The organism is Pseudomonas sp. X10, assembly GCF_054889225.1.
Genome location: NZ_CM142677.1, coordinates 546,711 through 567,572 on the forward strand (window position 1 = coordinate 546,711; position 20,862 = coordinate 567,572).

General features: G+C 62.9%; 20 protein-coding genes. 14 read left to right on the forward strand and 6 right to left on the reverse strand.

Annotated elements, in window-relative coordinates; genetic code table 11:
• The first annotated feature begins 54 nt into the window (after positions 1-54).
• From ACYU03_RS02510 to trpE, 9 genes are all read left to right on the forward strand, one after another.
• Positions 55-2,442, forward strand: coding sequence for a PAS domain-containing sensor histidine kinase (locus tag ACYU03_RS02510; RefSeq protein WP_461887970.1), 2,388 nt, complete (start codon positions 55-57; stop codon positions 2,440-2,442).
• Between the two features lie 10 nt (positions 2,443-2,452).
• Complete coding sequence (locus ACYU03_RS02515) at positions 2,453-3,082, forward strand: response regulator (protein WP_461887971.1); 630 nt, start codon at positions 2,453-2,455, stop codon at positions 3,080-3,082.
• A 211-nt stretch (positions 3,083-3,293) separates the two neighbouring features.
• Positions 3,294-4,418 carry an ABC transporter ATP-binding protein gene (locus ACYU03_RS02520; RefSeq protein WP_461887972.1) on the forward strand — a complete coding sequence of 375 codons (1,125 nt, stop codon included), beginning with the start codon at positions 3,294-3,296 and terminating at the stop codon, positions 4,416-4,418.
• Between the two features lie 40 nt (positions 4,419-4,458).
• Positions 4,459-5,493, forward strand: a complete 1,035-nt coding sequence (locus ACYU03_RS02525; RefSeq protein ID WP_461887973.1) for an ABC transporter substrate-binding protein — start codon at positions 4,459-4,461, stop codon at positions 5,491-5,493.
• Positions 5,494-5,559: 66 nt separating this feature from the next.
• The gene (locus tag ACYU03_RS02530; RefSeq protein WP_461887974.1) at positions 5,560-6,807 is read left to right on the forward strand and encodes an ABC transporter permease; all 1,248 of its coding nucleotides are present in this window, start codon (positions 5,560-5,562) and stop codon (positions 6,805-6,807) included.
• Positions 6,808-6,818: 11 nt separating this feature from the next.
• Complete coding sequence (locus ACYU03_RS02535) at positions 6,819-7,646, forward strand: ABC transporter permease (RefSeq protein WP_461887975.1); 828 nt, start codon at positions 6,819-6,821, stop codon at positions 7,644-7,646.
• A 126-nt stretch (positions 7,647-7,772) separates the two neighbouring features.
• Positions 7,773-8,447, forward strand: coding sequence for a ribulose-phosphate 3-epimerase (rpe, locus tag ACYU03_RS02540; RefSeq protein WP_461887976.1), 675 nt, complete (start codon positions 7,773-7,775; stop codon positions 8,445-8,447).
• Positions 8,444-9,262: a phosphoglycolate phosphatase gene (locus ACYU03_RS02545; protein WP_461887977.1), complete on the forward strand. Its 819-nt coding sequence runs from the start codon at positions 8,444-8,446 to the stop codon at positions 9,260-9,262. The genes rpe and ACYU03_RS02545 overlap by 4 nt, the downstream gene beginning before the upstream one ends.
• A 70-nt stretch (positions 9,263-9,332) precedes the next feature.
• Entirely contained in the window at positions 9,333-10,814 is a 1,482-nt protein-coding gene (gene trpE, locus ACYU03_RS02550; protein ID WP_461887978.1) for an anthranilate synthase component I, read from the forward strand.
• 80 nt (positions 10,815-10,894) lie between these two features.
• Here trpE and estP read toward each other — a convergent pair whose 3' ends face one another.
• Positions 10,895-12,796, reverse strand: a complete 1,902-nt coding sequence (estP, locus tag ACYU03_RS02555) for an esterase EstP (protein ID WP_461887979.1) — start codon at positions 12,794-12,796, stop codon at positions 10,895-10,897.
• Between the two features lie 376 nt (positions 12,797-13,172).
• Here estP and ACYU03_RS02560 point away from each other — a divergent pair, with 376 nt between their 5' ends.
• From ACYU03_RS02560 to ACYU03_RS02575, 4 genes are all read left to right on the forward strand, one after another.
• Positions 13,173-13,766: an aminodeoxychorismate/anthranilate synthase component II gene (locus ACYU03_RS02560; protein WP_461887980.1), complete on the forward strand. Its 594-nt coding sequence runs from the start codon at positions 13,173-13,175 to the stop codon at positions 13,764-13,766.
• Positions 13,767-13,775: 9 nt separating this feature from the next.
• A complete protein-coding gene (gene trpD / locus ACYU03_RS02565) occupies positions 13,776-14,825 on the forward strand; it encodes an anthranilate phosphoribosyltransferase (protein ID WP_461887981.1) in 1,050 nt (349 codons plus the stop codon).
• Positions 14,822-15,655: an indole-3-glycerol phosphate synthase TrpC gene (gene trpC / locus ACYU03_RS02570; RefSeq protein ID WP_461887982.1), complete on the forward strand. Its 834-nt coding sequence runs from the start codon at positions 14,822-14,824 to the stop codon at positions 15,653-15,655. The genes trpD and trpC overlap by 4 nt, the downstream gene beginning before the upstream one ends.
• 115 nt (positions 15,656-15,770) lie before the next feature.
• Complete coding sequence (locus ACYU03_RS02575) at positions 15,771-16,475, forward strand: lipoate--protein ligase family protein (protein ID WP_461887983.1); 705 nt, start codon at positions 15,771-15,773, stop codon at positions 16,473-16,475.
• Here the strand turns inward: ACYU03_RS02575 and crp are convergent.
• The gene (gene crp / locus ACYU03_RS02580; RefSeq protein WP_461887984.1) at positions 16,472-17,116 is read right to left on the reverse strand and encodes a cAMP-activated global transcriptional regulator CRP; all 645 of its coding nucleotides are present in this window, start codon (positions 17,114-17,116) and stop codon (positions 16,472-16,474) included. The two genes, ACYU03_RS02575 and crp, sit on opposite strands and share 4 nt — an antisense overlap.
• A 189-nt stretch (positions 17,117-17,305) precedes the next feature.
• Here crp and ACYU03_RS02585 point away from each other — a divergent pair, with 189 nt between their 5' ends.
• A complete protein-coding gene (locus ACYU03_RS02585; RefSeq protein ID WP_461887985.1) occupies positions 17,306-17,728 on the forward strand; it encodes an OsmC family protein in 423 nt (140 codons plus the stop codon).
• A gap of 55 nt (positions 17,729-17,783) precedes the next feature.
• Here the strand turns inward: ACYU03_RS02585 and ACYU03_RS02590 are convergent, their stop codons facing one another.
• The 4 genes from ACYU03_RS02590 to ACYU03_RS02605 all read right to left on the reverse strand — a co-directional run bounded on the left by ACYU03_RS02590 (position 17,784) and on the right by ACYU03_RS02605 (position 20,784).
• On the reverse strand, positions 17,784-18,824 hold the full coding sequence (locus ACYU03_RS02590) for a DUF2157 domain-containing protein (RefSeq protein WP_461887986.1): 1,041 nt from the start codon (positions 18,822-18,824) through the stop codon (positions 17,784-17,786).
• 9 nt (positions 18,825-18,833) lie between these two features.
• The gene (gene coq7 / locus ACYU03_RS02595; RefSeq protein WP_461887987.1) at positions 18,834-19,481 is read right to left on the reverse strand and encodes a 2-polyprenyl-3-methyl-6-methoxy-1,4-benzoquinone monooxygenase; all 648 of its coding nucleotides are present in this window, start codon (positions 19,479-19,481) and stop codon (positions 18,834-18,836) included.
• Between the two features lie 117 nt (positions 19,482-19,598).
• Positions 19,599-19,937, reverse strand: a complete 339-nt coding sequence (locus ACYU03_RS02600; RefSeq protein ID WP_461887988.1) for a histidine triad nucleotide-binding protein — start codon at positions 19,935-19,937, stop codon at positions 19,599-19,601.
• Between the two features lie 64 nt (positions 19,938-20,001).
• Entirely contained in the window at positions 20,002-20,784 is a 783-nt protein-coding gene (locus tag ACYU03_RS02605; RefSeq protein WP_461887989.1) for an SDR family NAD(P)-dependent oxidoreductase, read from the reverse strand.
• Positions 20,785-20,862: the final 78 nt, after the last annotated feature.

Consider the following 20,862-nt stretch of genomic DNA (forward strand, 5'->3'; position numbering starts at 1 on the left):
AGTATTTGTCCGCGGCGGCCAAGCATGGCCGACCTTGCCAAGACGAGAGTGCAGATGAAGCGAGTGCGTCGCTTGTTGGTTATCGGCTGGTTCTGTCTGCCCTTGATTGCCCTGGCCAATCCGCCCGCGCCGTCGAAGGTGGTGCTGGAGCCTGCCCAGCAGCAGTGGCTGGAAGAGCACCGCAACCTGCGGGTCGGCCTGGTGCTGCAAGCACCCTACGCTCAGTTCGACAGGCGCTTGCAGCAACTGTATGGGGTCAACGTCGAATTGATGAACTGGCTCGGCCGCGCCCTGGGGCTGGACCTGACGTGGCGCAACTTTCCCGACCAGGCCGCGCTGGAGCACGCGCTTGAGGCTGGCGAGATCGACCTGGCTCCCGGTTTGACCCAGACGCCGGCGAGCCTGCGTCTGTGGTTGTTCAGTGATCCGTACATGCGCATCCCGCAACTGGTGGTCGGCCCGCGCAGTGGCGCATTGGCGGTGGACTTGGAAAGACTCTCCAGCAACGAACGGGTCGCGGTACGCATGCCCAGCGCCTTGGCCGACTACTTGCGGGCCAACTATGGCAACCTCAACCTGCAAGGCGTGCCCGAGGAGCGCGAGGCATTGCAACTGGTGCTCAGCGAGCAGGCGAGTTATGCGGTGGTGGATGAGGCCCAGTTCTCCCGTTTGTCACGGGAGATCGAGTTCACCGACTTGGCCGTGGTCGGTGATATCGGTTTGCCGCAGTTGTTGCGGGTGGGCTCGCGGCGCGACTGGCCCCTGCTGGCCGATATCATCGAGCGAGGGATGCAGGCAATTCCGGCCAAGGACTTGGAGCAATTGCACCAGCGTTGGTTGCAGCCGAAGTACCCGCGCCTGAGCGAGTCGACGGGCTTTTGGCAGAACCTCGCGCTGCTGCTGGCGCTGCTCCTGCTTTGTGCCCTGACGATCTTGCTCTGGCAGCGCCGCCAGCAGCGGCAGTTGGAGCGCAACCTGCTGGCTGCCCGGGAGAACCTTGCCGAGCGCCTGACCCGCGAGGAAGCACTGCGCCTTAGCCAGTTCTCTATCGACCAGAGCACCGTAGGTATTCTTTGGGTCAACTGGGACAGCCATGTCCGCTACGCCAACCGCGCTGCGGAACGCATGCTGGGCTACGCCGAGGGCGAGGTGGTGGAGCGGCCACTGATCGATTTCGAACCAAACCTGGATATGGACCGCTGGCTGGGAATCTGGAAGCGCGCCAGGACCAGCGATGGTACGGCGGAGCACTTCGAGACCCATTGTCTGCGTGCCGATGGCAGCCTACTGCCCGTGGACCTGTCGCTGAGTTTTCTGCGCTTTCGCGATGCCGAATACCTGGTGGTGTTTCTCGCCGACGTCACTGAACGGCGTCGGGCGCTGGCGGCTCTGCGCGAGAGCGAGGCGCGGCTCAAGGGGATTGCCGGCAACGTGCCGGGCCTGGTGTTCCGCCTGGAGCGCGATCCGGCCGAGGGTGAGCTGGAGTTCCCCTACATCAGTGAGGGCAGCGAGGCCTTGGTCGGCTACTCGCCGGCTGCCATCCAGCACCCAGACATGGGCTTGCGCAACCTGGTCCACCCGGCCGACAGGGCCGACTACCACCGGGTCCAGGACCTGGCCCTGGCCACCGACCAGGACTGGTCCTGGCAAGGTCGCATCCTCACTCGCCAGGGCGAGCAGCGTTGGGCCGACATCAAGGCCAGCGCCCGGCGCCTGGCCGATGGCAGCGTGGTCTGGGACGGGATCGTTTGGGACATCACCCAGAGCAAGCGGGCGGAGCTGGAGTTAGCGCGCTCCCAGGAGCAATTGCGTGAGCTGTCGGCGCACCTGGAGAGCGTGCGCGAGGAAGAAAAGGCACGTATCGCCCGGGAGGTGCATGATGAGTTGGGGCAGATGCTCACCGTATTGAAACTCGAGGTGTCCATGTGCGAGCTGGCCTATGCCGAGCTTGACCCGGGCCTGAATGAGCGCCTGGCCAGCATGAAGCGTCTGATCGCCCAGTTGTTCCAACTGGTGCGTGATGTGGCGACCGCCTTGCGCCCGCCGATCCTCGACGCTGGCATTGCCTCGGCGATCGAATGGCAGGCTCGGCGTTTCGAGGCGCGCACACAGATTCCCTGCCTGGTTCAGGTGCCTGATAACCTGCCCGCATTGAGCGACGCCAAGGCCACCAGCCTGTTCCGTATCCTCCAGGAGGCGCTGACCAACGTCATGCGCCACGCCCAGGCGCATACGGTGCAGATCGAACTGGTGCGCCTTGGCCCGCGCCTGCAGTTGACCGTCATCGATGACGGCCAGGGCTTCAGTCTCGAGCAGGCTCGGCCGACATCCTTCGGGCTGGTGGGCGTGCGCGAGCGGGTGTTGATGCTTGGTGGCAGCATGACCCTGGACAGCGAACCGGGCGAGGGCACCAGCCTGAGCGTGGCTATTCCCCTGGATTAGGAGTGCGACCGTGATTCGAGTGCTGGTGGCCGAAGACCACACCATTGTTCGTGAAGGCATCAAGCAACTGATCGGCCTGGCCAAGGACATGCAAGTGGTGGGCGAGGCCGGCAACGGTGAGCAATTGCTAGAAAACTTGCGTCATACGCCCTGCGAAGTGGTCCTGCTGGACATCTCCATGCCCGGCGTCAATGGCCTGGAAGCCATTCCGCGGATCCGCGCCCTGAACAATCCGCCTGCCATCCTGGTGTTGTCCATGCACGACGAAGCCCAGATGGCCGCCCGTGCCCTGAAGATCGGCGCGGCGGGCTACGCCACCAAGGACAGCGATCCGGCCTTGCTGCTCACCGCCATTCGCCGGGTTGCCGGTGGTGGCCGTTACATCGACCCGGCATTGGCCGATCGAATGGTTTTCGAAGTCGGGCTGACTGAGACACGTCCGTTGCACTCGCTGCTGTCGGAGCGGGAGTTTTCGGTGTTCGAGCGCCTGGCCCAAGGCGCCAACGTCAACGACATTGCCCAGCAACTGGCACTGAGCAACAAGACCATCAGTACCCACAAAGCGCGGTTGATGCAGAAGCTCAAGGTGAACTCCCTGGCTGAACTGGTGAAGTACGCCATGGAGCACAAGCTGATCTGAATGTCCTGATTGCGACATGTCTGCTGGTCCCGCGCCTACAGGTCCGCGTGAATCTTGGGACGGCTTGTCCGAAAACGTCATTCTTGTAGGGCAATCCCTACAAGAACCCTTCCATCCGGCTGATGGCATTCTCTCAGTACCCCCGATTTCCGGGCGCTTGCACCTTCACTAGTCTTTGGACACGGCAGTCATCCAACAAGAAGGTGCAGGTATGAGTGAGGTGAATTCGAACGCTGCGGCTGGCGATGTGCTGGTCAGCTTCCGTGGTGTGCAGAAGAGCTACGACGGTGAGTCGCTGATCGTCAAGGACCTCAACCTGGATATCCGCAAGGGTGAATTCCTCACGTTGCTCGGCCCGTCCGGCTCGGGCAAGACCACCAGCCTGATGATGTTGGCCGGCTTCGAGACACCCACTGCTGGCGAGATCCAACTGGACGGGCGCTCGATCAACAATGTGCCGCCGCACAAGCGTGATATTGGCATGGTCTTCCAGAACTATGCGCTGTTCCCGCACATGACCGTGGCGGAGAACCTGGCCTTCCCCCTGAGCGTGCGCAACCTGAGCAAGACCGACATCAGCGAGCGGGTCAAGCGGGTGCTGGCTATGGTCCAGCTGGATGCCTTTGCCAAACGCTACCCAGGCCAGTTGTCTGGTGGCCAGCAGCAGCGTGTGGCGCTGGCCCGTGCCCTGGTGTTCGAGCCACAGCTGGTGCTGATGGACGAGCCGCTTGGCGCCCTCGACAAGCAACTGCGTGAACATATGCAGATGGAGATCAAGCACATCCACCAGCGCTTGGGCGTGACCGTCGTCTACGTGACCCACGACCAAGGCGAGGCGCTGACCATGTCCGACCGGGTGGCGGTGTTCCATCAGGGCGAGATCCAGCAGATCGCCGACCCACGCACCCTCTATGAAGAGCCGAAGAACACCTTCGTCGCCAACTTCATCGGCGAGAACAACCGCCTCAACGGCATCCTGCTCGGACACACCGGCGACCGTTGCCAGGTGCAGTTGCCTCGAGGCGAGCGGGTCGAGGCGCTGGCGGTCAACGTCGGTGAGGCTGGCGAGCCGGTGACCTTGTCGATCCGGCCCGAGCGCGTGCGCCTCAATGGCCATAGCGAAAGCTGCATCAACCGCTTCTCCGGCCGGGTGGCCGAGTTCATCTACCTGGGTGACCACGTGCGGGTGCGCCTGGAGGTTTGTGGCAAGGCCGATTTCTTCGTGAAACAGCCGATTGCCGAGCTCGACCCGGCCTTGGCCGTGGGCGATGTAGTACCGCTTGGCTGGGAGGTGGAGCACGCCCGCGCGCTCGATCCGATTGCCGAAGCCCATTGATGGTTTGCTTCACCAACCCTGTACTGTGGAGAGAATAATAATGCGCAAGCAGTTGAAACTGACCGCCCTGGCCCTTGGCCTGTTCGCCGCTGGCCAGGCCTTGGCCGCCGACTTGACGGTGATTTCCTTCGGTGGGGCGAACAAGGCCGCCCAGGTCAAGGCGTTCTACGATCCGTGGGAAAAGGCCGGCAAGGGCAAGATCGTCGCTGGCGAGTACAACGGTGAGATGGCCAAGGTCAAAGCCATGGTCGACACCAAGAGCGTGTCCTGGAACCTGGTGGAAGTGGAGTCGCCGGAGCTCGCCCGTGGCTGTGACGAGGGCATGTTCGAAGAGCTCGACCCGGCCCTGTTCGGTGATGAGGCTGACTACGTGCCAGGGGCCATCCAGCCGTGTGGCATAGGCTTCTTCGTTTGGTCCACGGTGCTGGCCTACAACGCCGATAAGCTCAATGCCGCGCCGACCAGTTGGGCCGATTTCTGGGACACAGAAAAATTCCCAGGCAAGCGTGGCCTGCGCAAGGGCGCCAAGTACACCCTGGAGTTCGCCCTGATGGCCGACGGCGTCGAGCCGAAGGACGTGTACAAGGTGCTCGGTACCAAGGAAGGCCAGGACCGCGCCTTCAAGAAACTCGACCAGCTCAAGCCAAGCATCCAGTGGTGGGAAGCGGGCGCCCAGCCGCCCCAGTACCTGGCCTCGGGTGACGTGGTCATGAGTTCGGCCTACAACGGCCGCATCGCTGCGGTGCAGAAAGAGAGCAACCTGAAGGTGGTGTGGAACGGCGGCATCTATGACTTCGATGCCTGGGCCATTCCGAAGGGCGCCAAGGATATCGAGCAGGCCAAGCAGTTCATTGCCCATACGGTCCAGCCCGAGCAGCAGAAGGTGTACTCCGAGAACATCGCCTATGGACCGGCGAACACCAAGGCGGTGAGCCTGCTGTCCGACGAGGTCAAGAAGGACATGCCGACCACTCCGGAAAACATCGCCAACCAGGTGCAGATCGATGTGGCCTTCTGGGCCGACAACAGTGAGCAACTGGAGCAACGCTTCAACGCGTGGGCAGCCCGTAAGTAAGCCGCGCCATTGGGGCGCCGCCTACGGGCTGGCGCTCCTGTGTTTCCCAGATTTTCGGAGTTCGCTATGGCCATCGCAGTGCCCCTCAAAGAAGGCGCCGGTCCAAACCTCAAGCAACGCCTGGCGCGTGCCGAGCGGGTCAACCGCTGGAAGGCGCAGGCGTTGATCGCACCGTTGGCGCTGTTCCTGTTGCTGGTGTTCCTGGTGCCGATCGCCGCGCTGCTATACAAAAGTGTCGGTAATCCGGAAGTGGTGGCTGGCTTGCCGCGTACTGTCGAGGCCGTTTCCCAGTGGGATGGCAAGAGCCTGCCCGGCGAGGAGGTCTACAAGGCCCTGAGCCAGGACCTGGCCGAGTCGCGCAAGAACCAGACCCTGGGTGACCTGTCCAAACGTCTGAACATGGAACTGGCCGGTTACCGCAGCCTGTTGGCCAAGACTGCCCGGGCCTTGCCGTTCCAAGACGAGCCAGGCTCCTACAAAGAGGCGTTGCAGACGCTCGACGAGCGTTGGGGCGACCCGGCCTACTGGCAAGCGATCCGCCGCAACACCAGCACCGTCACGCCGTTCTACCTGCTGGCAGCGCTGGACCACCGTATCGACGACCTGGGCGAGTTGGCGCGAGCTACGCCTGACCAGGCCATTTACCTCGATATCTTCGCCCGTACCCTGTGGATGGGTGTGGTGATCACCGGAATCTGCCTGGTGCTGGCTTATCCACTGGCCTACTTGTTGGCCAACCTGCCAACCCGGCAGAGCAACTTGCTGATGATTCTGGTACTGCTGCCGTTCTGGACCTCGATCCTGGTAAGGGTGGCGGCGTGGATCGTGTTATTGCAGTCCGGCGGCCTGATCAACAGCGCCCTGATGGCCCTGGGCATCATCGACCAGCCCTTGGAACTGGTGTTCAACCGCACGGGCGTGTACATCTCCATGGTCCATATCCTGCTGCCGTTCATGATCCTGCCGCTGTACAGCGTGATGAAGGGCATTTCGCCCAGCTATATGCGTGCGGCGATCTCCCTCGGCTGCCATCCGTTCGCCAGCTTCTGGCGGGTGTATTTCCCGCAGACCTATGCTGGTGTTGGCGCAGGTTGCCTGCTGGTGTTCATCATTTCCATCGGTTACTACATCACCCCGGCGCTGCTCGGTAGCCCGAACGACCAGATGGTCAGCTATTTCGTCGCCTTCTACACCAACACCAGCATCAACTGGGGCATGGCCACCGCGTTGGGCGGGTTGCTGCTGCTGGCAACCGTGGTGCTTTACCTGATCTATAGCTGGCTGGTTGGCGCCAGCCGCCTGCGCCTGAGCTGAGGAGCCTTGTCATGCTGAGTCCTTACATGTCGCCCGTGGAGCGGATCTGGTTCTACAGCCTGCGCATCTTTTGCGGCCTGGTCCTGTTGTTTCTGGTGTTACCGGTATTGGTGATCGTGCCGCTGTCGTTCAACAGCGGCAGCTTTCTGGTCTATCCGCTGCAGGGGTTCTCGTTGCAGTGGTACCAGGACTTCTTCGGCTCCGCAGAGTGGATGCGCGCCCTGAGGAACAGCATCATCGTCGCCCCGGCGGCCACGGTGCTGGCCATGGTCTTCGGCACCCTGGCCTCCATCGGTCTGACCCGTGGCGAATTTCCAGGCAAGTCGTTGATCATGGCCTTGGTCATTTCACCCATGGTGGTGCCGGTGGTGATCATCGGTGTGGCCAGCTATCTGTTCTTCGCTCCGCTGGGCATGGGCAACAGCTTCATCTCGCTGATCCTGGTGCATGCCGTGCTGGGAGTGCCCTTCGTCATCATCACCGTGTCGGCGACCCTGCAGGGCTTCAACTACAACCTGGTGCGCGCGGCGGCCAGCCTGGGCGCCTCGCCGTTGACCAGCTTTCGCCGGGTGACTTTGCCGTTGATCGCCCCTGGCGTCATCTCCGGGGCGCTGTTCGCCTTCGCCACGTCCTTCGATGAAGTGGTGGTGACCCTGTTCCTCGCCGGGCCCGAGCAGGCCACCCTGCCACGGCAGATGTTCAGTGGTATCCGCGAGAACCTGAGCCCGACCATCGCCGCCGCCGCGACGCTGCTGATCGGCTTCTCGGTAGTGCTGTTGCTGACGCTGGAGTGGCTGCGTGGGCGCAGCGAGAAGCTGCGGACCCAGCAGCCGGGTTGAAGCGGCGCTGTCCCTGTAGCGGGCAAGCCCGTTACAGGGACGGAACTGTCCTTTGATACCGAGCAGCCTCATCACCCCAGCCTGGGTTACAATGCGCGCCACCGTGACTCTGCCAACAGGTGCGCCATGCAGCCCTACGCTATTGCCCCCTCCATTCTTTCCGCCGATTTCGCCCGCCTGGGTGAGGATGTCGACAAGGTGCTGGCCGCCGGGGCCGACATCGTCCACTTCGATGTGATGGACAACCACTACGTGCCCAACCTGACCATCGGCCCGATGGTTTGCAGCGCCTTGCGCAAGTACGGCGTGACCGCGCCGATCGACGTGCACCTGATGGTCAGCCCGGTCGACCGTATCATCGGCGACTTCATCGAGGCAGGTGCCAGCTACATCACCTTCCATCCGGACGCCACTGTGCACATCGACCGCTCGTTGCAACTGATCCGCGACGGTGGCTGCAAGGCCGGCCTGGTGTTCAACCCGGCCACCGGCCTGGATGCGCTGAAGTACGTGATGGACAAGATCGACATGGTCTTGCTGATGAGCGTTAACCCAGGTTTCGGCGGGCAGAAGTTCATCCCTGGCACCCTCGACAAGCTGCGCGAAGCGCGCGCCCTGATCGACGCCAGCGGTCGTGATATCCGCCTGGAAATCGACGGCGGCGTCAACGTCAACAACATCCGCGAGATTACCGCCGCAGGCGCAGATACCTTCGTGGCGGGCTCGGCGATCTTCAACGCGCCGGACTACCAGGAAGTCATCGCCAAGATGCGCGCCGAAATGGCCCTGGCCCGCCCATGAGTGGCTTCGAGCAGCTGTTTCCCGGAACACTGCCCAGGCTGGTGATGTTCGATCTGGACGGTACCCTGATCGACTCCGTGCCGGACCTGGCCGCAGCCGTGGATCGCATGCTGCTCGAGATGGGACGCCAGCCGGCAGGCCTTGCGGCTGTGCGCCACTGGGTCGGCAATGGCGCCCAGGTCCTGGTCCGCCGGGCTTTGGCCGGAGGACTGGACCACGAAGCTGTGGACGACGACGAGGCCGAACGTGGCCTCGAACTCTTTATGCAGGCCTATGCCGATCAGCACGACCTGACCGTGGTCTACCCCGGGGTGCGCGACACCCTCAAGTGGCTGCGCAAGCAGGGTGTGGAGATGGCGCTGATCACCAACAAGCCCGAGCGCTTCGTCGGCCCATTGCTGGACCAGATGAAGATCGGCCGCTACTTCCGCTGGATCATCGGCGGGGACACTCTGCCGCAAAAGAAGCCCGATCCTGCCGCGCTGCTGTTCGTCATGCAGATGGCCGGTGTTTCGGCCGAACAGGCGCTGTTCGTTGGCGATTCGCGCAGCGATGTGCTGGCGGCGAAAGCGGCCGGGGTCAAGTGTGTAGGGCTCACCTATGGCTACAACCACGGTAGGCCGATCAATGAAGAGTCGCCCAGCCTGGTCATCGATGACCTGCGCTCACTGCTGCCTGGTTGCTTAGTCCCGGCCACTGGGATAACGTTGGCGGACCTTCAAGCCTCACAAGACAGAGAGTCCACCGTGGCGGTTACTGGCAAATTCTGGATGAAAGTCATCAAGGCCCTGGCCCGTTGGCGCTGGCGCGCCTGACTCCTGCCCGCCGGCGCTTGCCGGCCCGTCCGCTTGCCTGACCCCATTGCTGCTTGCCACGAGGCTAACTATGACCCGCGAAGAATTCCTGCGCCTGGCCGCTGCCGGCTACAACCGCATTCCCCTGGCCTGTGAAACCCTGGCCGACTTCGATACCCCGCTGTCGATCTACCTGAAACTGGCCGACCAGCCCAACTCCTACCTGCTCGAGTCGGTCCAGGGTGGTGAGAAGTGGGGGCGTTACTCGATGATCGGCCTGCCGTCGCGCACTGTGCTACGGGTCCACGATCACCAGGTCAGCATCCGTCACGACGGTGAGGAGATCGAAAGCCACGAGGTGGAAGATCCACTGGCCTTCGTCGAAACCTTCAAGGATCGCTATAAGGTTGCCGACATCGAGGGCCTGCCGCGTTTCAATGGTGGCCTGGTCGGTTACTTCGGCTACGACTGCGTGCGTTATGTCGAGAAACGCCTGGGCAAGTGCCCGAACCCAGACCCGCTGGGCGTGCCGGACATCCTGTTGATGGTCTCCGACGCGGTGGTGGTGTTCGACAACCTGGCGGGCAAGATGCACGCCATCGTGTTGGTGGACCCGGCCCAGGAGCAGGCCTACGAACAGGGCCAAGCCCGTCTGCAGGAACTGCTGGCCAAGCTGCGTGAGCCGATCACCCCACGCCGGGGCCTGGACCTGAGCGGGCCGCAGGCGGCCGAGCCGGCTTTCCGCTCCAGCTTCACACAGGATGACTACGAGCGCGCGGTGGACACCATCAAGGAGTACATCCTGGCAGGTGACTGCATGCAGGTGGTGCCGTCGCAGCGCATGTCCATCGACTTTAAGGCCGCCCCGATCGATCTGTACCGGGCGTTGCGCTGTTTCAACCCAACCCCGTACATGTACTTCTTCAACTTCGGTGACTTCCACGTGGTCGGCAGCTCGCCCGAGGTGCTGGTGCGAGTCGAGGACAACCTGGTCACCGTTCGGCCGATCGCCGGAACCCGTCCGCGTGGTGCCACCGAAGAGGCCGACAAGGCGCTGGAAGATGACCTGCTGTCGGACGAGAAGGAAATCGCCGAGCACCTGATGCTCATCGATCTGGGGCGCAATGACACTGGTCGGGTCTCCGAGACCGGTTCGGTGCGCTTGACCGAGAAGATGGTGATCGAGCGCTATTCGAACGTCATGCACATCGTCTCCAATGTTACCGGCCAGTTGCGCCAAGGCCTGACGGCCATGGATGCGCTGCGGGCGATCCTGCCGGCTGGCACCCTGTCCGGCGCGCCGAAGATCCGTGCGATGGAAATCATCGACGAGCTGGAGCCGGTCAAGCGGGGTGTTTACGGCGGCGCCGTGGGTTACCTGGCGTGGAACGGCAATATGGATACGGCGATTGCCATCCGTACCGCGGTGATCAAGGACGGCGAACTGCACGTCCAGGCCGGTGGTGGCATCGTCGCGGACTCGGTGCCGGTCCTGGAGTGGGAAGAGACTATCAACAAGCGCCGCGCCATGTTCCGCGCGGTGGCCCTGGCGGAGCAGCCGCCCAAGGCCTGATGCTCGGCTACAGGCTATATAGCGACAAGTGGCAAGAAAAACGGCGCTCCAAGTGAGCGCCGTTTTCTTTTCTGCTCCGATCAGAAGTCCAGGCTGAGGGCCAGGTTGATGCCTTGCTGAGTCAGCTCGTCGCTTTTGCGCCAGTTGTAGTTGCCGCGCAGGTGCAAGCCAGGGGTGAGTTCATGGCTCAGGCCGAGGCTGGCACGGGTCAGGTTGCTGTGCGGGGTATAGCCGTCGAGGGTGAACGCGTTGCCTGGCAGCGTCGTCAGGTGCATGGTCAGGTCCTGACGGTCGTCCTCGAATTCGTGTTCCCGGGCGACTTCGGCGAACAGCTTCGTACCTTGCCCGAACAGCACGCTGCCTTGCAGGCCCGCGCCGAGGCGACGGGAGGTGCGGTCTTGGTCGTCGAACTCGAGAGCGGTGGAGCGGTTGCTCTTCTCGGAATAGCTGTCGACCTTGACCCGCGCATAGTCGGCACTGACGAAGGGCGACAGTTGCCATGGGCTGCCGGCCGCGGCGAGGTTGAAGCCCAGGCGTCCGGCCAGTGCCCAGGTTTCGCCATCGGTGTCGCCTTTCTCGCTGCGGTTGTTCACGCCCAAGGCGAAGGTACGCTTGAGGTCGGTGTAGTCCAGGTGCCCGACAGTCAGCGCGGCGTCGGCCCACCAGCGGTTCTGCTGGAACTGGGCGAAGGCCGTGGCCAGGTAGCTGTCGAGCTTGTAGTCGGAATCTTGCGCTCCAGCCTCCAGCTTCTGGTGATAGACCCCTGCCGCCAAACCGATGCGCCAGGCTTCGTCGAGACGATAGCTGCCGCCGAAGGTCAGGTTGTAGCCGCGGCCATCGCCGCTGGCCGCGCTGCTCTGGCTGTCGAAGTCCAGGTCTTGGGCGCCGGTGGCGATAATTGCCTGCCACTGGCCTACGTTTTGCCATGGGGTTTGCCACTGGTTGCGCAGCTCATCCTGGTGGGCGCGCAGGCTGGCATGGGCGATTTCCGGCAGCAGGGTCAGTTCCCAGGGGGCGGAAAGGATCGAATAGCCATAGTCGGCAATCAGTTGCTGGCCGGCGATCGTCGGGTGCACCGAGTCGTTGAACAGCAACTTGGTAGGATCGGGCGTAGCGCCGTTGGCGCCGTAGACCGGGTTCTCCACGCAACTGTCGCCGCTGTAGCAGGTGCCGACCAGGTCCTGGCCGGCGGCCAGGCCATACTGCGCGGGATCGGCGAGGGCTTCCTCGAGCAGCACGGGAACGTTCAATGGGATGATCTGCGCATCGATCTGCTCCAACTGACCGACCAGGGCTTGGTTGAACACCTGGGAGAGCTGGGACAGCGGGCCTTGCATCGGGCTGCCGCTGAAGTTTGGCGTTTGGCCCAGGTCCGGTAGCAGCCAGACCATGATGTAGCGTGCGCCACCTTGTTGCAGGGCCTGGGCGCTTGCCGCCAGGCGGGTGCCGGCGGCCGCGGCATCGGCGGGGCTGTTGACCAGGCCTTGGAGGAAGTCGTTGCCGCCGCCGGTCAGGTAGTAAAGTGCGTTCGGGTCGGCGTGCAGGCCTCCTGCCAGGTAGCCGGGACGCTCTCGCAGCACGGTCCCGGCACCGGGGTTGCCCGGTGGGATGGCCACTTGCGAGGTGCCGGTGATCGAATCGAGGATCTGGTCGGTACGGTAGCCTCCGACGGCCCAGTTGTTGCCGTCCGGTTGGCCAGAGAGGGCGTTGGTCAGGGAAGTGGAGGGGCCGAGTTCAGTGGGTGAGACGCCCAGCTTTGCTCCGAGGATCATGGGTGAGACTGCGGCGTACGTGCCATCCGCTGTGCGGTTGGTGAAACGCATGCCGTCTGATGAACCGGCCAGGTCCGGGAACTGGCCCGCATCGCTGAGGCTGTCGCCGAAGACGATGAGCGTGGAGTAGGGTGAGGGGGCGGCGATCGCTTGGCTGCAAGCCAGGGCCAGCAGGCCGAGCAGGGAGCGAAAGAACGGCGGTTTCCTCATGGTGACTGTCCTTTTTCATTGTTTTTATAGGTATCAACCGATTGACCATAGCAAAGCCGTGGGCATTGTTTCCAAAGTCATTCGTTTCACCATGCTTGCGGCCATATTGCACCTGCCGCTGCGGTAGGCTACTGTGCCGGGACGTATGAACGAGACCTACCCCGTGTTGATCGTCAGCAAACTCTTGATGCGCGTAATCAAGGCCCACGCCCGTTGGCGTTGGCGCGCCTGACTTTATCTTTTGCCGGCCTGTCCGGCCCGTCCCCGTTTGCCTTCCTGATTGCTTCACCCGCCGCGTCACGCGGGCCGTCCACGTCTGTGGCCGGAAGCGGAAGGTTCGAATCAAAAGTCAGTAGATTCAAGAGGTTGAACCCAGATGTTACTGATGATCGACAACTACGACTCTTTCACCTACAACGTCGTGCAGTACCTCGGCGAGCTGGGTGCGCAGGTCAAGGTCATTCGCAATGACGAAATGACCATCGCCCAGATCGAAGCCCTCAACCCGGAACGCATTGTGGTCTCTCCCGGCCCCTGCACACCGAGCGAGGCGGGCGTTTCCATCGAAGCCATCCTGCATTTCGCTGGCAAGCTGCCGATTCTTGGCGTGTGCCTGGGCCACCAGTCCATCGGCCAGGCCTTTGGCGGCGATGTGGTGCGTGCGCGCCAGGTGATGCATGGCAAGACCAGCCCGGTGTTCCACCGTGACCTGGGTGTGTTCGCCGGCCTGAACAACCCACTGACGGTAACCCGCTACCATTCTCTGGTGGTCAAGCGCGAGACCTTGCCCGACTGCTTGGAAGTGACGGCCTGGACCGCGCTGGAAGACGGCTCGGTCGACGAGATCATGGGCTTGCGTCACAAGACCCTGAACATCGAAGGGGTGCAGTTCCACCCTGAATCCATCCTCACCGAGCAGGGCCACGAACTGTTCGCCAATTTCCTCAAGCAGACCGGCGGCCGCCGCTAAGGATCGAACATGGATATCAAGAGTGCGCTGAGCCGCATCGTCGGCCATCTGGACCTGACTACCGAGGAAATGCGTGATGTCATGCGCCAGATCATGACCGGGCAATGCACCGAGGCGCAGATCGGCGCCTTCCTGATGGGCATGCGCATGAAGAGCGAGAGTATCGACGAGATTGTCGGTGCCGTCTCGGTGATGCGCGAGCTGGCCGACAAGGTCGAGCTGCAGAGCCTTGATGGCGTGGTAGACATCGTCGGCACTGGAGGCGATGGTGCCAACATCTTCAACGTCTCCACCGCATCTGCCTTTGTTCTGGCCGCTGCTGGCTGCCCGGTGGCCAAGCACGGCAATCGGGCGGTATCAGGCAAGAGCGGCAGTGCCGACCTGCTGGAGGCCGCCGGGATCTACCTGAACCTGACCCCCGTACAGGTGGCCCGTTGCATCGACAGCCTGGGGATAGGCTTCATGTTCGCCCAAACCCACCACAGCGCGATGAAACATGCTGCTGGTCCGCGTCGCGAGCTGGGGCTGCGTACGCTGTTCAACATGCTCGGCCCGCTTACGAATCCGGCCGGCGTGAAGCATCAAGTGGTCGGGGTCTTCACCCAGGCCCTGTGCCGCCCATTGGCCGAGGTGCTGCAGCGTCTGGGCAGCAAGCATGTGTTAGTGGTGCATTCGAAGGATGGCCTGGATGAATTCAGCCTGGCGGCCCCTACCTTCGTGGCCGAGTTGAAGAATGACGAGATCACCGAATACTGGGTCGAGCCAGAGGACCTGGGAATCAAGAGCCAGAGCCTGCATGGCCTGGCCGTGGATGGGCCACAGGCCTCGTTGGAGCTGATCCGCGATGCCCTGGGCCGGCGCAAGACCGAGAACGGCCAGAAGGCCGCTGAGATGATCGTGCTCAACGCCGGCGCGGCATTGTATGCGGCTGACAACGCGATGAGCCTGAAAGCGGGGGTGGAGCTGGCGCATGATGTGCTGCACACCGGCCTGGCCTGGGAAAAGCTGCAGGAGCTGGGAGCCTTCACCGCGGTATTCAAGCAGGAGAACGAAGCATGAGCGTACCGACGGTGCTGGAAAAGATCCTTGCCCGTAAGGCCGAGGAAGTGGCCGAGCGCAGCGCTCGGGTCAGTCTGGATGAACTGGAGCGTCTGGCCAGGACGGCTGACGCGCCCCGTGGCTTTGCCAACGCCTTGATCGAGCAGGCCAGGCGCAAGCAGCCAGCAGTGATCGCCGAGATCAAGAAGGCGTCACCGAGCAAAGGGGTGATCCGTGAGCACTTCGTGCCAGCGGAGATCGCGGTCAGCTATGAGAAGGGCGGTGCTACTTGCCTGTCTGTGCTGACCGATGTCGACTATTTCCAGGGGGCTGATGCCTACCTGCAGCAGGCGCGCGCTGCTTGCCAACTGCCGGTGATCCGCAAGGATTTCATGATCGATCCGTACCAGATCGTTGAGGCTCGCGCGCTGGGTGCCGATTGCGTATTGCTGATCGTTGCTGCGCTGGATGACGTGAAGATGGCCGAGCTGGCGGCCACGGCCAAGGACGTCGGGCTCGACGTCCTGGTGGAAGTGCACGACGGCGACGAGCTGGAGCGTGCCTTGCAGACCCTCGACACCCCGTTGGTCGGCGTCAACAACCGCAACCTGCATACCTTCGAGGTCAGCCTGGATACCACTCTCGACCTGTTGCCGCGCATTCCCCGCGAGCGCCTGGCAATCACCGAGAGTGGCATCCTCAACCGCGCTGATGTGGAACTGATGGAGATCAACGAGGTGTACTCCTTCCTGGTCGGCGAAGCCTTCATGCGTGCCGAACAACCGGGGCTGGAGCTGCAACGCCTGTTTTTCCCGGAGCGTGTGGTGCACAAGGTTCAGGAACTGGACTGACCCCATGCCGGACCCAGCGTCAGCTGGTGATGGGCCGCGTCGCGGCCCTGCTGCTGCCTGGACGGAGTCCCCTAGAAACCCAGTGCCTACATCAGGCTCCGATTGCGAGGTAAGGATGACCCATCAAGTGGTTGCTTTGACTGTCGAAGCCGGCCTGCACGCCGAGCAGGACCTACTGGCCTCCGTGTGCCGGGGCGAGCAGGAAGCCGCCGTGCTGTTCTGGCAACCCACCGACCGTGCCCTGGTGATGCCACGGCGTATGAGTCGGCTGGAGAATTTCGAGGCCGCCTGCGCGGAACTGGCGATCTCCGGCTGGCCGGTGCTGTTGCGTGAGACGGGTGGTGAGCCGGTCCCGCAATCACCTTCGGTGGTGAATGTGGCCTTGGTCTACGTGGCGCCGCGCAGCGAAGGTGACCATGGGCGTATCGAGAATGCCTATGAGCGTCTATGCCAACCGTTGTGTGAGGTATTGCGCGAATGGGGTGGGCTCGCCTCGGTCGGTGAGATCGACGGTGCCTTCTGCGATGGTCGTTACAACGTCAACCTCAACGGCCGCAAGCTGGTTGGCACGGCCCAGCGCTGGCGCCAGGGCCTGGGCGGCAAGCGTCCGGTGGTGTTGGTGCATGGTGCCCTGCTGCTGGACAACGAGCGCGAATCCATGGTCGCGGCGGTCAACCGCTTCAACGAATGCTGCGAGTTGGAGCAGCGTTGTCGTGCCGACAGCCATATCGCCTTGCATGAAGTGGTGCCGCAGGCGCCCCTGTATGAGCGCCTCGGCCAGGCCTACGCCGAGGTGATCGCAGCGCTGCCCAAGGATTAGCGCGTGCCGTAGACCACCATGGTCTTGCCTTTGACGTGAACCAGGCTGCGTTCCTCCAGGTCCTTGAGGACGCGGCCGACCATCTCTCGTGAACAACCGACGATGCGGCCGATTTCCTGGCGGGTGATCTTGATCTGCATGCCGTCGGGGTGGGTCATGGCGTCGGGTTGCTTGCACAGGTCGAGCAGGCAGCGGGCCACGCGCCCGGTGACATCGAAGAAGGCCAGGTCGCCGACCTTGCGGGTGGTGTTGCGCAGGCGCTGGGCTATCTGGCCACCCAAGGCGTAGAGGATGTCCGGGTCCAGGCGGGCGAGTTCGCGAAACTTTTCATAGCTGATCTCGGCCACTTCGCACTCGCTCTTGGCCCGCACCCAGGCACTGCGCTGTTGCTCCTGCCCGGCCGGCTCGAACAATCCCAGCTCGCCGAAGAAGTCTCCACTGTTCAGGTAGGCGATGATCATTTCGTGGCCGTCATCGTCCTCGATCAGGATGGTCACCGAGCCTTTGATGATGAACGACAGCGACTCGGCACGGTCGCCGGCGCAGATGATATTGCTCTTGGCGGCATAGCGGCGGCGTTGGCAATGGGCTAGCAGTTTGTCGATGTTCTTGATCTTGGCGGGTAAGGCTGAGGCAACCATGACGAAATTCCGGTAGAGGCGACGTAGTGGCTTTTATAGGGAGCCTGGCGGTAAGTGCCAGTGATTTGGCGTCAGCTTATCAGACAGTGTTATGTGTATCGGCAAAATGCACACTGGCTTGAGCTTTTCCGCCGGGGCTGCAAGGTCTAAGCTGGCAACCTTTTTTAATATGCAATGGAGTCCGGATAAATGAAGGCACGTATCCAGTGGGCCGGTGAAGCCATGTTTCTCGGCGAGTCGGGGAGTGGTCACGTCGTGGTCATGGACGGCCCACCCGAGGCCGGTGGCCGCAACCTGGGCGTTCGGCCTATGGAGATGCTCCTGTTGGGCCTGGGGGGCTGCAGCAGTTTTGACGTGGTGAGCATCCTCAAGAAGTCGCGCCAGGCTGTGGAGAGCTGCGAAGCCTTCCTGGAGGCCGAACGCGCCAGCGAGGATCCCAAAGTGTTCACCAAGATCCACCTCAACTTCGTGGTCAAGGGTCGCGGGCTGAAGGAGCCCCAGGTCAAGCGCGCGGTGGAGCTGTCGGCGGAGAAATATTGTTCGGCCTCGATCATGCTCGACCGCGCGGGTGTGGAAATCACCCATGGCTATGAAATCGTCGAGCTGGGCTGAGCAGGCGCATCAGCGAAAAAGGGGGGGAGCGGTCCGAGCCCCTTCTTCATGCTTATCAGCGACGCAGCGCTGGCAAACCATCCTGTAACCATTGTGGTAGGTGGGCTCGCAATGCCTGGCTCAGCTGCTCGCGGCGCTTCTGGTAGAACAGGCCAAGGGCAATCACGGCCAGTCCGATCACGGTCAGCACCAGAGGGAAGAGCAGCGAGTCGGCGAACACCTCATAGGAGAGGTAGCCCAGGTAGGCCGCCACGCCCATGGCGCCGAACACCATGAACAGCGGTCGGCGCAATAGCACTGCCAGGGCCATCAGGCCGAGGTTGATCAGGCAGTAGAACGCCTTGCCCAGTTCGCTGCCGCTTTCCATCTGGCTCAGTGCGCCCCAGAAGGCCAACAGCCCGGCCAGGTAGCCCCAGAATGCGTAATCCTTGCGCGTGCGGCCATCCACCAACAGGAATACCAACAACAACCCCAGGCCGAACCACAGGGAGACGGTGCGGCGCTGTGCCCAGGTGAACTCCGAGCCGTGGAACCATTCGCTGAGGTCCATGGACATGAACCAGAGGGCCACCGCGATCGGCATGACGATGAAGGGGAAGGGCACCAGGCGCAACATCAGCAAGCCTGCGATCACTGTTGCCGCCTCCATCAGCAGCCAGCCGCCCTGCACATAGGCATAGTACTGATGGTAGTCGGCCTGGGCGTCATCCAGAGGCCAGAGGCCGGTAAGCCGTTCGATGGCGAACACGGCCAGGGGCACGATGCTGACGGCCACTGCTGCTAGCACGCCGGCGGCAATGGTTTGGCCACGGCGCTGCAGGGACAGGGCCGCCAGGGTCAACAGGCCGATATAGAGCAGGGCGATGACAAGCAAGGCTGGGTCGCCGATGCTCATCCAGGCCTCGGTGAGCAACCAGCCCATGGCAGCCATGATCAGCATGGCGCCGAAGTAGAACGCCACATGGGCCAACTGGAAGCTGCCCTGGCTGGTCGGCTGCTGGCGCAGGAAGACCAGCAGCGCTTGGTCCTGGCCCGGTTGGAGAACGCCAGCGCTTACCGCGCGGGCCAGATCCTTGGCATCGAAGCGTTCTGTCATGGGAGTGTCCTAGATGCGGTAGGTGCTCTTGGTCATGACCTTGGCCATCAGGCTCATGCCGAAGCGCACCGGGGCTGGAAAGCGGAAGCCACCGGCTTCGAGGGCCGACTCGGCATGGTGCTCTTCGTCGACACGCATTTGCTCAAGGATGGCGCGGGACTTCTCGTCTTCCTTGGGAATCTGCTCCAGGTGTTCGTCCAGGTGCTTGCACACCTGATGTTCGGTGGCGGCGACGAAGCCCAAGCTGACCTTGTCGCTGACCAGGCCGGCGAGTGCGCCGATACCGAATGACATGCCATAGAACAGGGGGTTGAGCACGCTGGGATGGCTGCCCAACTGGCGGATACGCTGTTCACACCAGGCCAGGTGATCGATCTCTTCCTCGGCCGCCTGCTCCATGGCCTTGCGCACCTGGGGCAGCTTGGCGGTCAGGGCCTGGCCTTGGTAGAGCGCCTGGGCGCAGACTTCGCCGGTGTGGTTGATACGCATCAGGCCTGCGACGTGGCGAGCCTGGGTCTCGTCCATCTCGGCGTCCGGTTGGACAATGGCCGGGGACGGGCGGGAAGGTTGGCCGCTGAAGGGCAGCAAGGTACGCATGGCGGTATCGGCCTGCAGTAACAAGCGGTCGAGCGGCGAGTAGTGACGTTCGGTAGCCATCGGGCACCTCCGCAAGAGTGTGCCCGACAGTTTACCCCAATCATGTGCCCTGGGCTTGCCCAGGGTCAGTTCTCGCTTCATTCAGGGGCGCGGATGAAGCGCAAGCAGGGTCTGGGATCAGCCCGGCGGCCAGTGCATCTGGCGCTGGCCAAGCACATGCATGTGGATGTGATAGACGGTCTGGCCGCCCATCTCGTTGCAGTTCATGACAACGCGGAAACCGTCCTCGCAGCCGAGCTCCTTGGCTAGGCGCTGGGCGGTGAAGAGAATGTGGCCAGCCAGGCCCTTGTCTTCCTCGGTCAGGTCATTGAGGGTTCGGATCGGCTTTTTCGGGATAACCAGAAAATGTACTGGTGCCTGGGGGGCGATATCGTGGAAGGCCAGAACCTGGTCGTCCTCGTAGATGATCTTTGCCGGGATTTCCCGGTTGATGATCTTGGTGAAGAGAGTCTCCACAGCGCTTGCTCCATGGTGGTGGTCCGGGCTGAGTGTACCCAGCGTGGCGCCGCTCGCCCAGTGGCTATTCCGCACCGAGGGGACGGTAGGCGCGATGGATCAGGCCGGCCAGCTTGCGTGTCAGCCAACGTGGCAGCAGGCGGGGTGTGAAGGCCAGCCAGCGGTTGCGACGGCCCGGCAGGATAACGGCGCGGTTCTTGTCCAGGGCGCGGACCGTGTATAGCGCCACTTCTTCGGGGCTCAGGCAGCGTTTGCTGCCCTCCAGTCGCGCAATGCGCCGTTTCGCCGAGCGCACCGGGCCGGGGCAGAGCACCGACACCTTGATGCCCGTGCGTTTGAGCTCCTCGCGCAGGGCTTCGGAGAAGTGCAACACATAGGCCTTGCTGGCAGAGTAGGTCGCCATCCATGGGCCGGGCGCGAAGCCGCCCAGTGACGCGACGTTGAGGATCTGCCCGCCGCCCTGCACGGCCATGACATTGCCCACAGCGTGGCACAGGCGGGTCAGGGCGACGATGTTGACCTCCAGAACGTCCTGCTCGTCAGCCCACTCATGGGCCATGAACGGACCATAGGAGCGCAGCCCGGCGCAGTTGACCAGCAGGTCGATCTGCCGGTCGCCTTCTTCCAGTTCGAGGATGAAGCCCGACAGGCGCAGTGGCTCGCTGAGGTCGCAGGCACGGAACAGCACTTCGACACCGAAGCGCTGGGTCAGCTCGATGGCGACGGGCTCCAACGCTTCGCGTTGCCGTGCCACCAGGATCAGATTACGCCCGCGCCGTGCCAGTGCCTCCGCCAGGGCAAGGCCCAGGCCGCTGGAGGCGCCGGTGATCATGGCGTAACGGGTCATGCAGTGCTCCTGGGGCGGCGAATGAGGGCGCCTAGTGTACAGCTTGGCCAGGGAAGGTGCTTTCTTTCCCGGAGGGGC

Bases quoted from the DNA above. Each gene is read 5' to 3' on its own strand.
- ACYU03_RS02510 (WP_461887970.1), top strand. From the start codon at position 55: ATGAAGCGAGTGCGTCGCTTGTTGGTTATCGGCTGGTTCTGTCTGCCC.
- ACYU03_RS02520 (WP_461887972.1), top strand. From the start codon at position 3,294: ATGAGTGAGGTGAATTCGAACGCTGCGGCTGGCGATGTGCTGGTCAGC.
- ACYU03_RS02525 (WP_461887973.1), top strand. From the start codon at position 4,459: ATGCGCAAGCAGTTGAAACTGACCGCCCTGGCCCTTGGCCTGTTCGCC.
- ACYU03_RS02530 (WP_461887974.1), top strand. From the start codon at position 5,560: ATGGCCATCGCAGTGCCCCTCAAAGAAGGCGCCGGTCCAAACCTCAAG.
- ACYU03_RS02535 (WP_461887975.1), top strand. From the start codon at position 6,819: ATGCTGAGTCCTTACATGTCGCCCGTGGAGCGGATCTGGTTCTACAGC.
- rpe (WP_461887976.1), top strand. From the start codon at position 7,773: ATGCAGCCCTACGCTATTGCCCCCTCCATTCTTTCCGCCGATTTCGCC.
- ACYU03_RS02545 (WP_461887977.1), top strand. From the start codon at position 8,444: ATGAGTGGCTTCGAGCAGCTGTTTCCCGGAACACTGCCCAGGCTGGTG.
- trpE (WP_461887978.1), top strand. From the start codon at position 9,333: ATGACCCGCGAAGAATTCCTGCGCCTGGCCGCTGCCGGCTACAACCGC.
- estP (WP_461887979.1), bottom strand. From the start codon at position 12,796: ATGAGGAAACCGCCGTTCTTTCGCTCCCTGCTCGGCCTGCTGGCCCTG.
- ACYU03_RS02560 (WP_461887980.1), top strand. From the start codon at position 13,173: ATGTTACTGATGATCGACAACTACGACTCTTTCACCTACAACGTCGTG.
- trpD (WP_461887981.1), top strand. From the start codon at position 13,776: ATGGATATCAAGAGTGCGCTGAGCCGCATCGTCGGCCATCTGGACCTG.
- trpC (WP_461887982.1), top strand. From the start codon at position 14,822: ATGAGCGTACCGACGGTGCTGGAAAAGATCCTTGCCCGTAAGGCCGAG.
- ACYU03_RS02575 (WP_461887983.1), top strand. From the start codon at position 15,771: ATGACCCATCAAGTGGTTGCTTTGACTGTCGAAGCCGGCCTGCACGCC.
- crp (WP_461887984.1), bottom strand. From the start codon at position 17,116: ATGGTTGCCTCAGCCTTACCCGCCAAGATCAAGAACATCGACAAACTG.
- ACYU03_RS02585 (WP_461887985.1), top strand. From the start codon at position 17,306: ATGAAGGCACGTATCCAGTGGGCCGGTGAAGCCATGTTTCTCGGCGAG.
- ACYU03_RS02590 (WP_461887986.1), bottom strand. From the start codon at position 18,824: ATGACAGAACGCTTCGATGCCAAGGATCTGGCCCGCGCGGTAAGCGCT.
- coq7 (WP_461887987.1), bottom strand. From the start codon at position 19,481: ATGGCTACCGAACGTCACTACTCGCCGCTCGACCGCTTGTTACTGCAG.
- ACYU03_RS02605 (WP_461887989.1), bottom strand. From the start codon at position 20,784: ATGACCCGTTACGCCATGATCACCGGCGCCTCCAGCGGCCTGGGCCTT.